Consider the following 12211-nt stretch of genomic DNA (forward strand, 5'->3'; position numbering starts at 1 on the left):
GCGCGCGCGGCCTGCTGCACGACGTCGACGCCGACGCGGCGCCGGCCGCGCCGCTGCGCGAGACCGCGCGGATGGCCGCGGAGGTGCGCGCGCGCTACCTGGCGCATCGGCGGTCATGGCAGGAAGACGGGAGCCGGGGGACGGGAGACGCGGCGCCGCCGTAGCGTTGCCTTGGAGCGTCGGCGCGACTACGGGCCGGGCTGCGTCGCGGCGTGCGTCGCGTGGATGCCGTCTCCCGCCTCCCGACTCCCTTCTCCCGTTCCGAAATCGAACCCGCACGCCCGCGCGATCGCGGTCACGCGCGCGCACAGCGCCTCCAGCGCCTCGCTGCGCGGCGCCACGCGCGGGCGCGCGTCCAGCGTGCAGGTGAGCGCGCGCGCCAGCAGTTCGGCGTGCGCCTCGCGCAGCGCCGCCGCCTGCGCCGCGTCCAGCGCGCCGGCCTCGGCACAGGCGGCGATCAGCGCCGGCGTGGCGGTGTGGCGCAGCAGCGCGGGCGCCGCCGCCGCGTGCCGCAGCAGCAGGCCCTGCAGCAGGAACTCGATGTCCAGCAGCGCGCCCTCGCCCTGCTTGAGGTCGAGCTGCAACGCGTCGGAACGATCGCGCTCGGCGCGCCAGCGCGCGCGCATGGCGACGACCTCGTCGCGCACCGCCGCGGCGTCGCGCGGCCGCGCGAGGATCTCCGCGCGCGCCGCCTCGAACGCGATGTGCAGCGCGGCATCGCCGGCGATGCCGCGCGCGCGCACCAGCGCCTGGTGCTCCCAGGTCCAGGCGCGCTCGCGCTGGTAGGCGGCGAAAGCGTCCAGGCTGGTGACCAGCAGGCCCTTGGAACCGTCCGGACGCAGCCGCGTGTCCACCTCGTACAGGCGGCCGCCGCGGGTCAGTGCGGTCAGCCAATGCACCACGCGCTGCGCGAGGCGCTGGTACCAGTGCACGCCGTCCAGCGGCCGGCGGCCGTCGCTGGTCGCCGCCGCGCGCGCGCCGTCGTAGACGAACACCAGGTCGAGGTCGGAAGCAAAGCCGAGCTCGGCGCCGCCGAGGCTGCCGTAGCCGAGCACGGCGAAGCCCGTGCCGTCGCCCGGCAGGCGGCCGTGTTGGGCAATCAGTTCGCGCTCGGCCAGCGTCAGCACCGCGCCGACCACCGCCTCGGCGACGGCGGCGAGCCGTCGCGCGGTGGCGGGCGCGTCGGCGCGGCCGTCGCGGAAGGCCAGGCCGAGGCGGAACGCCAGGCTGGCCTTCAGCTCGTTGAGGCGTTCGAGCTCGCCCTCGGGATCGCGTTCGTCCAGCGCGGCCAGCGCCTGCTTCAGTTCCTCGGCGATGTCGGCGCGGCGCAGCGGCAGGCGGTCGATGCGCGGGTCCAGCACGTCGTCCAGCAGCAGCGGCTGCGCGATCACGCGCTCGGCGAGGAACGCGCTCTCGGCGAACAGCGCGGCGAGGCGTTGGCGCGCCGCCGGCTGCTCGTCGAGCAGGGCGAGGTAGGCCGAACGCCGCGCCACCGCCTGCAGCAGCCGCGCCAGGCGGGTCAGGCAGGCCAGCGGCGCGGCGCTGGCGCGCGCCGCGGCCAGCAGCGGCGGCAGCAGGCGGTCGAGCCGCTGCGCGGCCTGCGCGCTCATCGCCCGCAGCGCCGCCGAACCGGCCAGCCCGGCCAGCACGTTCAGCGCTTCGTCGCCCGGCACGAAACCGGCGGCTTCCAGCGCCGACGGCTGCAGCGTGTCGGCGCGCGCCGACCGCCAGAGCGCGGCATCCTGCGTCGCCGGCGCCTGCGCGCCGGCGCCGGGCAGCACCACCGCGGCGAATTCCTCGGCCACCGCGGCGCGGTGCGCGGCCAGCTCCCCGGCCAGCGCCTCCCAGCCCGGGTAGCCCAGCGCCAGCGCGACGCGCTCGCGCGCCAGCGCGTCGGCCGGCACGTCGTGGGTCTGCGCGTCGCCGAGCATCTGCACGCGGTTCTCCAGCCGGCGCAGGAACAGGTAGGCCTCGCGCAGGCGCTTGGCGCGCGCGGCGCCGATCAGGCCGCGCGCCTCGCAGGCGCCGAGCGCCGGCAACAGGCCGCGCGCGCGCAGGCCGGGCTCGCGGCCGCCGCGGATCAACTGCAGCAGCTGCACGATGAACTCGACCTCGCGGATGCCGCCGGGGCCGAGCTTGAGGTTGTCGGCGAGATCCTTGCGCGCCACCTCGGCGTCGATCAGCGCCTTCATCTCGCGCAGGCCGGCGAACGCGGTGTAGTCGAGGTAGCGGCGGTAGACGAACGGCCGCAGCAGTTCGCCGAGACGCTTGCCGGCGACGAGGTCGCCGGCGACCGGCCGCGCCTTGATCCAGGCGTAGCGTTCCCAGTCGCGGCCTTCGCGCTGGTAGTACTGCTCCATCGCCGCGAACGACAGCGCCACGCGGCCGGCGTTGCCGAATGGACGCAGGCGCAGGTCGACGCGGGCGACGATGCCGTCGTGGGTGGGCTCGGCCAGCAGGCGCACGAGCTGGTGGCCGAGGCGGGCGAAGAACTCGCCGTTGTCCAGCGGCCGCGCGCCGTCGGTCTGGCCCGCTTCGGGGTAGGCCAGCACCAGATCGACGTCGGAGGAGAAGTTCAGCTCGGCGCCGCCCAGCTTGCCGAAGCCGAGCACGATCAGCCGCTGCGCGACGCCGTCGGCGTTGCGCGGCACGCCGTAGCGGCGCTCCAGCCCGCGCGTCGCCCAGGCCAGCGCGGCCTCGATCAGCGCTTCGTACAGCGCGCTGGTCGCGGCCAGGGTGTCGGGCAGCGGATCGAGGCCGTTGACGTCGCGGAACACGAGGCGCAGCGCCTCGGCGCGGCGGAAGCGGCGCAGCGCCGCCATGAACGCGGCCTCGTCGGCTTCCGCGCCGGGCAGCAGGCCGAGGCGCGCGGTGGCGTCGGCGGGATCGCGCAGGCGCGCCAGCCCGGCGGGCGCCAGCAGCGCCGGCTCGCGGCGCAGCGTCTCGTAGGCGAAATCGCTGGCCAGCAGCAAGCGGCGCAGACGTTCGGCCACGCCGGCGTCGTCGTGCAGCGGCACGCCCGCCTCGCGGCAGCGCGCGGCGAGTTCGGCGTAGCGGTCCTCGATCAGCGCGGCGATCGCGCGCGGCAAGTTGGGCGCCATGCGGGCATTGTGGCAGCACCGCGGTCCGCTCCAGAAGCAGCGCGCGCGGCTGACGCACGCCGCGCGAGCGCTCCGCCGAAGCCGGTTCGGGGTGATCGCGACGATCAGCGGCGCGCCCCACGGCGTCGAGACGGCAGCGAACTCGATGCGCCCGTGGGCGCGTGCCGGCGCCGGGTGGGGCAGTCGCACCGCGAACACGCGCATCGGCGGCATCGGCCCGTTCGTGCGCACGGCGCCGTGGCCGTACCCGACGATACGCGGCGCGCGCCCGACGCCGCCTGGATCGTTCGCCGCGCGCAGGTCGCGGCCGCTGCGCAGGTCCAGCACCGTCGTGCCGCCGTCGCGGGGAGCGCGCCATGCAGCGGAAAAACAGCGGCCCGCCGAGTTTCCCCGGCGGGCCGCCCCTCCCCCACGCACCGACGTGCGTGTGACATCTTTTTAACCCATGTGCCGGCATCTGCCACGCCGCACCGCAACATAACCGTCATCGCGGGGCAATCAACGCTTCGTTCATGACGGTCTGGCTACAGTGCGCCCCTTCCGCATGACGGCCGGGGTGCGGCGTGCGTTCCAGCCTTCCGCCATCGCGAATGCGCCATTCCCGCCTCGAAACCGTCGAGCGCTGGGCGCTGGCGCCGCTGCTGGGCACGGCCTTCGTGCTGTGGAGCGCCCTGCTGGACGGCGCGGCCGGCCTTTCGCCCGCCTCGCTGCTGAGCGCGCCCGAGGCACCGCTGCGGCTGCTCGCCAACGCCCTGCCCGGCCTGCTGCTGGCCCTGCTGCTGTTCGCCCTGACCCGGCGCGCCTTCGCCGCGCTGGGCCTGGCGCTGCTGCTGGAGGCGCTGCTGTACGCCGCCAATGCGCTGAAGCTGGCCAACCTCGACACGCCGCTGATGCCGGCGGACTTCCGCCTCCTCGGCCAGCTGGGCCAGGGGGCGGGGCACCTGCTCGGCCGCTACGTGCCGCCGGTTCTGGCGCTGACGGCGCTGGGCCTGCTGGCCGGCGCCTTGCTGCTGCTGCGCTACGAACCGCCGCTGCTGCCGCGCCGCCGCCTGCCGCGGCTGGCGCTGGCCGGCTTCGCCTTCACCGCGCTGGCGACGCTGTGCGCCGGCGTGCCGGCCTGGCGGCAGGTGTATGCGCCGCAGCGGCTCGGCCTGCAGCCCTGGTCGGCGTCGATGACGGCCCGGCACGCCGGCCTGGTCAGCACGCTGGCGATGTACCGGCTGGAATACGCCGGCCGCCGCCTTGCGGCCGATCCGCTGGCGGCCGAAGCGCTGATCGCCGCGCACGCCCCGACGCTGCGCGCCGAGATGGACGCCGCGCCGCCGGTCGAACGTCCCGACATCGTGGTGGTGCAGAGCGAATCGTTTTTCGATCCCGGCCGCCTGCGCGGCGTCGACGGCGCGGCGCTGGTGCCGCATCTGGCACGGTTGCAGCGCGAAGGCGCCGGCGGCCGGCTGCACGTGCCGACCTTCGGCGGCGGCACCATCCGCACCGAGTTCGAGGTGCTCACCGGCCTGTCGCTGCGTTACCTGCCGGACGTGCAGTTCCCCTACCTGCAGATCCACGGCAAGGCCATCCCCGGCCTGGTGCGCACGCTGCGCGAACACGGCTACCTCACGATCGCCGTGCATCCCAACGACGCCGGCTTCTGGAACCGCAGCGCCGCCTTCAAGGCGCTCGGCTTCGAGCGCTTCGTCGCGCTGTCCGCCTTCCCCGCCGACGCCCCGCGCGACGGCCTCTACGTCGCCGACCGCGCGCTGACCGACGAGGTGCTGGCGCAGCTCCGCGACGACGGCCCGCCGCGGTTCGTGTTCGCGATCAGCATGGAAGCGCATGGCCCCTATGGCGACAGCCCGGGCATCGACGCCGCCGCGCGCGACGCGATCCCGGTGCCGGCCGGCGTCGAGGGCAGCGCCAGGCGCGAGCTGCAGAACTACCTCTATCACCTGCGCCACGCCGACGCCGAACTGGGCCGGCTGGCCGCCGCGCTGGCGCAGCGCCCGCGGCCGACCCTGCTGCTGTTCTACGGCGACCACCTGCCTGCGCTGGTCGACGCCTACCGCGCGCTCGGCTTCGTCGACGGCGGCGACATGCTGCGTCAGACGGTGCCGTGGCTGCTGATCGATCCGCGCCATCCGCAGGAGGCGCCGCGCCGCGACCTCGCTTCGTGGATGCTGCCGGCGCTGCTGCTCGATCGCGCCGGCATCCGCGACGATGCCTGGTTCGCCTTCCTGCGCACGCTGCCGCCGCAGCTCGCCGCGCTGACGCATGCGCCCGACGCGGCGCCGTCCCCGCCCGGCGGCGAGTTCGACCGCGCCATGGCCAGCGTGGTTTCGCTGCGCCTGCGCGGACGTCTCGATCCGCTGCTGCCGCAGCCGCCGCCGCATCATCTCGCCGCCGCGCCGGCATCGCCGCCGGCGCCCAGAGCCGAGCCGCATAGCGGCTGACCCTTCGCGACGACGCACGCCACGCGCAATGGGAAAAAGCAAAGCCCCGCATCGCTGCGGGGCTTTGCCGTGATGCCTGCGAGGCGGCGGAGGCCGGGGAAGGCCTCCGCCCGGCGGCAGCCCGGGCCGGGCCCGGGACGACCGGCGAGGACCGTCGATCAGAAGTCCATGTCGCCCATGCCGCCCGGCGCGCCGTGGGCGTGCTTCTCGTCCTTCTTCGGCAGCTCGGCCACCATCGCCTCGGTGGTGATCATCAGGCCGGCGATGGAGGCGGCGTTCTGCAGCGCGGTGCGCGTCACCTTGGTCGGATCGAGGATGCCCATCTCGACCATGTCGCCGAACTCGCCGGTGGCGGCGTTGTAGCCGTAGTTGCCCTTGCCTTCGGCCACCTTGTTCAGCACCACCGACGGCTCCTCGCCGGCGTTGGTGACGATCTCGCGCAGCGGCGCTTCCATCGCGCGCAGGGCGATCTGGATGCCGAAGTTCTGGTCCTCGTTGGCGCCCTTCAGCGACTTGATCGCGGTCAGCGCGCGGATCAGGGCGACGCCGCCGCCCGGCACCACGCCTTCCTCGACCGCCGCACGGGTGGCGTGCAGGGCGTCCTCGACGCGCGCCTTCTTCTCCTTCATCTCGACCTCGGTCGCGGCGCCGACCTTGATCACCGCCACGCCGCCGGCCAGCTTGGCCACGCGCTCCTGCAGCTTCTCGCGGTCGTAGTCGGAGGTGGTCTCCTCGATCTGCGCCTTGATCTGCTTGATGCGCGCCTCGATCGCCTTGGCCTCGCCGGCGCCGTCGATGATCGTGGTGTTCTCCTTGGAGACCACCACCTTCTTGGCGCGGCCGAGATCCTTGATGCTCGCCTTCTCGAGCTGCAGGCCGACCTCCTCGGAGATCACCTGGCCGCCGGTCAGGATCGCCATGTCCTCCAGCATCGCCTTGCGGCGGTCGCCGAAGCCCGGTGCCTTCACCGCGCACACCTTGACGATGCCGCGGATGGTGTTGACGACCAGCGTGGCCAGCGCCTCGCCCTCGACCTCTTCCGCCACGATCAGCAGCGGCTTGCCGGCCTTGGCCACCGCCTCGAGCACCGGCAGCAGCTCACGCACGTTGGAGACCTTCTTGTCGTGCAGCAGGATGTACGGGTCTTCCAGCTCGGCCTGCATCGACTGCTGGTTGTTGATGAAGTACGGCGACAGATAGCCGCGGTCGAACTGCATGCCCTCGACGACGTCGAGCTCGTTCTCCAGGCCCGAGCCGTCCTCGACGGTGATCACGCCCTCCTTGCCGACCTTGTCCATCGCCTGCGCGATCAGCTTGCCGATCACCTCGTCGCCATTGGCGGAGATGGTGCCGACCTGGGCGATCGACTTGGAGTCGGAGGACGGCTTGCTGAGCTTCTTCAGCTCGTCGACGGCGGCGGTGACCGCCTTGTCGATGCCGCGCTTGAGGTCCATCGGGTTCATGCCGGCGGCGACCGCCTTCATGCCCTCGCGGATCATCGCCTGCGCCAGCACGGTGGCGGTGGTGGTGCCGTCGCCGGCGTTGTCGGAGGTCTTGGAGGCGACCTCCTTGACCATCTGCGCGCCCATGTTCTCGAACTTGTCGGCCAGCTCGATCTCCTTGGCGACGGACACGCCGTCCTTGGTGATCGTCGGCGCGCCGAAGCTCTTCTCGAGCACGACGTTGCGGCCCTTCGGGCCCAGCGTGACCTTGACCGCGTTGGCCAGGATGTTCACGCCCTTGACCATGCGGACGCGGGCGTCTTCGGAGAAACGGACTTCTTTAGCTGCCATGGAACGTATCCTCGAAACGAAATCGTGGGTGTGGGAGTGATCGCCGCGCGCGGCGCAGCGGCGGGGCTCAGCCCTCGATCACCGCCATGATGTCTTCCTCGCGCATCACGAGGAGCTCTTCGCCGTCGACCTTGACCTCGGTGCCGGAGTACTTGCCGAACAGCACCTTGTCGCCCTTCTTCACGGCGATCGGACGCACCTTGCCGTCCTCGAGGATCTTGCCCTCGCCGGCGGCGATCACCTCGCCGCGGATCGGCTTCTCGGTCGCGCTGTCGGGGATCACGATGCCTCCCGCGGACATGCGCTCCTCTTCCATGCGCTTGATGATCACGCGATCGTGCAGCGGACGCAGTTTCATAGAACGACTCCACCAAAGTAGCTGTTGAGAAAGGGGTGCCCCGGTTGTTGGCACTCACCGGGAACGAGTGCTAATTGTAGCCGGGGCGCGGCGTCTGACAAGCGCCGTCGCCCCGCGCGAGGGGTGGGGCGGCAGGCCGCCGCTTTCAAGGGAGCGGCCCGCTCGCGGCCGGGCCGGGGCATCGCCCTCCGCGCGGACCGACCGGCGCCGCGGCTGTGCTAGGCTCGCCGGCCGATGAGCGCCGTGGTCGTCCTCTGCACCTGCCCCGACGCCGCCAGCGCCGAGCGCATCGCCCGGCGCCTGGTGGGCGAGCGGCTCGCCGCCTGCGTCAACCGCATTCCCGGCGTGCGCTCGACGTACCGCTGGCAGGGCGAGGTGCGCGACGACGTCGAGGAACTGCTGGTGATCAAGACCGAGCGCGCGCGGCTGGAGACCCTGACCGCCCGCCTCGTCGGGCTGCATCCCTACGAGCTGCCCGAGGTGATCGCGCTGGACGTCGTCGCCGGCCACGCGCCCTATCTCGCCTGGCTGGAGCGGGAGAGCACGGCGTCGTAAGCGCGCCCGCCCCCATCCGGTCCCGCTGCGGTAACGATCGACGGAGCTGACGATGATCCTCGCCCGCCCGGGCCGTGCGGCCCTCGCCCTGCTGTGCCTCCTCCTGCCGGCCTTGCCCGCGGGGGCGCAGGACGACCACCTGCTCGAGGTCACCGACGCCTTCCGCCTGACCGCCTCGATCGAGGCGCCCGGCCGCGCGCGCCTGCACTGGCAGATCGCCCCGCACTACTACCTCTACCGCAGCCGCATCCACGTGAAGACCTCGACGCCGGGCGTGACGCTGGGCGAACTGGCGCTGCCGGACGGGCTGAAGAAGCACGACGAGTTCCTCGGCGACGTCGAGGTCTACCACGACCGCATCGACGCCGCCCTGCCCTACACGGTCGACGGCGCGGCGCCGGCGACGCTGACGCTGGCCGTGCAGTTCCAGGGCTGCCACGAGGTCGATCCGAAGATCTGCTACCCGCCGTACACGCAGCAGCTCAGCCTGCCGCTGCCGGCCGCGCCGGCCGCCGCGCCCGGCGGTCTGGCGGAGGCGCTCGGCCAACTGGGCGGCGCGAGCCGCACGGACCATGACGAACTGCCGCTGCCGCCGGAGCAGGCGTTCGCCTTCGAGGCGATCGCCGCCGCGCCCGACCAGTTGCTGCTGCGCTGGCGCATGCCGAAGGGCTACTACCTTTATCGCGACAAGACCACGCTCAGCCTGCCCGCTGCCGACGGCATCGCGCTCGGCGCGCCGCAGTGGCCGGCGCCGACCCTGCACGCCGACCCGCAGTTCGGCACGGTCGCCGTCTATTTCGACGAGGTCGACGTGCCGGTCGCGCTGAGCGGCCGCCGCGCCGCCACGCAAACGCTGACGCTGCAGGCCAAGTTCCAGGGCTGCCAGGACGGCGGCATCTGCTATCCGCCGATGACGCGGCAGGTGCGCATCGCGCTACCGGCCGCGGATGCGGCGGCGGCCGCCGCGCCGGCGGCGGACTCGGCCGCCGCCGGCGGCCAGTCCGAGGAACAGCGCCTGGCCGGCGCGCTGCAGCAGCGCGGGCGCTGGCTGGCGCTGCTGAGCTTCTTCGGCTTCGGCCTGCTGCTGGCGTTCACGCCGTGCGTGTTCCCGATGATCCCGATCCTGTCCGGGCTGATCGCCGGCGCCGGCACGCGGCTGTCCACGCCGCGCGCGTTCGCGCTGTCGCTGGTGTACGTGCTCGCCTCCAGCGTGGTGTTCACCGCCGCCGGCGTCGTCGCCGGCCTGGCCGGCGCCAACCTGCAGGCGGCGTTCCAGCAGCCGTGGATCCTGTGGGGCTTCGCCCTGCTGTTCGTGCTGCTGGCGCTCAGCATGTTCGGCTTCTACGAGCTGCAGCTGCCGGCCTCGTGGCAATCCAGGCTGGCGGCGGTCAGCAACCGCCAGCAGGGCGGCTCGCTGGCCGGCGTGGCGGTGATGGGCGTGCTGTCGGCGCTGATCGTCGGCCCCTGCGTGGCGCCGCCGCTGGCCGCGGCGGTGCTGTACATCGGGCAGACCCGCGACCCGCTGTTCGGCGGACTGGCGCTGTTCCTGCTCAGCCTCGGCATGGGCGCGCCGCTGCTGGCCTTCGGCACCGCCGCCGGGCGGCTGCTGCCGCGCAGCGGCGCGTGGATGGAGACGGTCAAGGCGGTGTTCGGCGTGGCCTTCCTCGGCCTCGCGGTCTGGATGCTGTCGCGCATCCTCGATCCGCTGTGGATCATGCTGATGAGCGGCGCGCTGCTGGTCGCCTGCGCGGTCTATCTCGGCGCGCTGGAGCGCCTGCGCGAAGGCGCTTCCGGCTGGGCGCGGCTGTGGAAGGCGCTCGGCCTGCTGCTGCTGATCGCCGGCGCCGCCGAGCTGATCGGCGCGGCCGCAGGCAGCCGCGACCCGCTGCAGCCGCTGCGCGGCCTCGGCGGCGGCGCGCCGCCGCAGGCGGTCGCGCTGCCGTTCCACGCGGTGAAAGGCGTCGACGGCGTCGACCGCGCGCTGGCCGACGCCGCCGCGCAAGGCAAGCCGGTGATGCTGGACTTCTATGCCGACTGGTGCGTGAGCTGCAAGGAAATGGAGAAGTTCGTCTACACGAAGCCGCAGGTGCAGCAGGCGCTGGCCGGCTACGTGCTGCTGAAGGCCGACGTCACCGCCAACGACGACGCCGACCAGGCGCTGCTCAAGCGCTACGGCTTGCTCGGCCCGCCGGCGACGCTGTTCTTCGGCAAGGACGGGCAGGAACGCCGCGGGCTGCGCCTGATCGGCTACGAAGACGCCGCCGCGTTCGCCGCGCGCGCGCAGCGCGCGACGGAGGGCTGAGCGATGCGCGACCGCGCCGGCCTGTGGATCGTCGCCGTGGCGCTGGCGGCCGGCCTCGCCGGCATGCTGGCCGGACGCTGGTGGCAGACCCGGCAGCCGCCGGCGCCGCCGGGCGTGGCGGTGCTGACGCCGGGCGACCGCCGCGCCGATCTCGCCCTGCCCGACCTCGACGGCGCCACCCGCCGGCTGTCCGCCTGGGACGGCAAGCTGGTGCTGCTGAATTTCTGGGCGACCTGGTGCGGCCCCTGCCGCGAGGAAATGCCCGCGCTGGAAAGCGCCCAGCGGCGCTACGGCGGCCGCGGCCTGCAGGTGGTCGGCATCGCGCTGGACGAGCCGGCCGCGGTGCAGGCCTATCTCGGCGAGGTGCCGGTGCGCTACCCGATCCTGATCGGCCTGGGCCACACGCCGGATCCCTCGCTCCTGTTCGGCGACACCCGCGGCGCGCTGCCGTACAGCGTGCTGATCGGCCGCGACGGCCGCATCCTCCGGACCAAGCTGGGCGGCTTCACGCCGGCCGAGCTGGGCGCGTGGATCGAGGGATCGCTGTAAGCCCGTCAAACGTCGCCGAACAGCGGCGATCTGGACAAGATCGACCCAGGCGCGCACACTTCGCGCCTCGTCGCCCGCCGCCGGCGGGCCCTGGGGGCTGATCTTGGCCGCAATCCTCGTCCTGCACGGACCGAACCTCAACCTGCTCGGCACGCGCGAGCCGGAGGTGTACGGCCGCGCCACCCTGGCCGAGATCGATGCCGCGCTGGTCCGCCGCGCCGAAGCCGCCGGCCACCGGCTGCAGAGCTTCCAGTCCAACGCCGAGCACGCGCTGATCGAGCGCGTGCACGCCGCGCGCGGGGACGGCACCGCCTTCATCCTGCTCAATCCGGGCGGCTACACGCACACCAGCGTGGCGCTGCGCGACGCGCTGCTGGCCGTGGCGATCCCGTTCGTCGAGGTGCACCTCTCCAACGTGCACGCGCGCGAGCCGTTCCGGCGGCATTCGTATTTCTCCGACGTCGCGGTCGGCGTGATCGCCGGCTTCGGCGCGGACAGTTACCGGCTGGCGCTGGAGGCCGCCCTGGCGCGGCTCGGCGCCGCCGGTCGATGACGTTCTCCCATCCCGTCGCGCCGCCTCCGGCGGCGCACCATCGAAAGAAGGCCTGTTTATGGACCTGCGCAAGATCAAGAAGCTGATCGACCTGCTCGAGGAATCCAACCTCGCCGAGCTGGAAATCAAGGAAGGCGAGGAGGTGGTGCGCCTCTCGCGGGTGCCGAAGGGCGGCATCACCGTGGCCGCGCCCGCCGCCGCGCCGGTGATGGCGCCGGCGCCCGCCGCGGCGCCGGCGGCGGCGGCCGCCGCCGCCGAGGACATGCCCGCGGCCGTCGCCACGGCCTCCGGCAAGCAGATCCCCGAAGGCCACATCGTGCGCGCGCCGATGGTCGGCACCTTCTACGCCGCCGCCACGCCGGACGCCGCGCCGTTCGTGCAGGTCGGCCAGCAGGTCAAGGCCGGCGACACGCTGGGCATCATCGAGGCGATGAAGATGTTCAACCAGATCGAGGCCGACGTCTCCGGCACGGTGCTGGCGGTCCTCGCCGAGAACGGCCAGCCGGTCGAGTTCGACGAACCGCTGTTCGTGATCGGTTGAACGAAGGCGCCC

At 73.3% G+C, this 12211-nt stretch carries 9 protein-coding genes; 6 read left to right on the forward strand and 3 right to left on the reverse strand.

Annotation, left to right across the window (positions count from 1 at the left end):
• Window positions 1-188: 188 nt before the first annotated feature.
• Window positions 189-3101 (reverse strand): bifunctional [glutamate--ammonia ligase]-adenylyl-L-tyrosine phosphorylase/[glutamate--ammonia-ligase] adenylyltransferase, encoded by a 2913-nt coding sequence (gene glnE / locus MBSD_RS04140; RefSeq protein ID WP_082306480.1) that lies wholly within the window; start codon window positions 3099-3101, stop codon window positions 189-191.
• A 590-nt stretch (window positions 3102-3691) separates the two neighbouring features.
• Between glnE and MBSD_RS04145 the strand changes: the two genes are divergently transcribed.
• Window positions 3692-5548, forward strand: a complete 1857-nt coding sequence (locus tag MBSD_RS04145; RefSeq protein ID WP_062535342.1) for an LTA synthase family protein — start codon at window positions 3692-3694, stop codon at window positions 5546-5548.
• A gap of 158 nt (window positions 5549-5706) precedes the next feature.
• On the opposite strand, the gene groL is transcribed toward MBSD_RS04145, so the two are convergent.
• Both groL and groES read right to left on the reverse strand, forming a co-directional pair.
• A complete protein-coding gene (groL, locus tag MBSD_RS04150) occupies window positions 5707-7341 on the reverse strand; it encodes a chaperonin GroEL (protein ID WP_062535344.1) in 1635 nt (544 codons plus the stop codon).
• 67 nt (window positions 7342-7408) lie between these two features.
• Window positions 7409-7699 (reverse strand): co-chaperone GroES, encoded by a 291-nt coding sequence (gene groES, locus MBSD_RS04155; RefSeq protein ID WP_062535346.1) that lies wholly within the window; start codon window positions 7697-7699, stop codon window positions 7409-7411.
• Between the two features lie 234 nt (window positions 7700-7933).
• Between groES and cutA the strand changes: the two genes are divergently transcribed.
• The 5 genes from cutA to accB all read left to right on the forward strand — a co-directional run bounded on the left by cutA (window position 7934) and on the right by accB (window position 12199).
• Complete coding sequence (cutA, locus tag MBSD_RS04160) at window positions 7934-8254, forward strand: divalent-cation tolerance protein CutA (RefSeq protein WP_062535348.1); 321 nt, start codon at window positions 7934-7936, stop codon at window positions 8252-8254.
• Window positions 8255-8306: 52 nt separating this feature from the next.
• Complete coding sequence (locus MBSD_RS04165) at window positions 8307-10556, forward strand: protein-disulfide reductase DsbD (RefSeq protein WP_062535350.1); 2250 nt, start codon at window positions 8307-8309, stop codon at window positions 10554-10556.
• A 3-nt stretch (window positions 10557-10559) separates the two neighbouring features.
• The gene (locus MBSD_RS04170; RefSeq protein ID WP_114693200.1) at window positions 10560-11105 is read left to right on the forward strand and encodes a TlpA family protein disulfide reductase; all 546 of its coding nucleotides are present in this window, start codon (window positions 10560-10562) and stop codon (window positions 11103-11105) included.
• A 103-nt stretch (window positions 11106-11208) separates the two neighbouring features.
• The gene (gene aroQ / locus MBSD_RS04175; protein ID WP_062535352.1) at window positions 11209-11658 is read left to right on the forward strand and encodes a type II 3-dehydroquinate dehydratase; all 450 of its coding nucleotides are present in this window, start codon (window positions 11209-11211) and stop codon (window positions 11656-11658) included.
• A gap of 58 nt (window positions 11659-11716) precedes the next feature.
• On the forward strand, window positions 11717-12199 hold the full coding sequence (gene accB / locus MBSD_RS04180; protein ID WP_062535354.1) for an acetyl-CoA carboxylase biotin carboxyl carrier protein: 483 nt from the start codon (window positions 11717-11719) through the stop codon (window positions 12197-12199).
• Window positions 12200-12211: the final 12 nt, after the last annotated feature.

The organism is Mizugakiibacter sediminis (genome assembly GCF_000953855.2).
GTDB lineage: Bacteria > Pseudomonadota > Gammaproteobacteria > Xanthomonadales > Rhodanobacteraceae > Mizugakiibacter > Mizugakiibacter sediminis.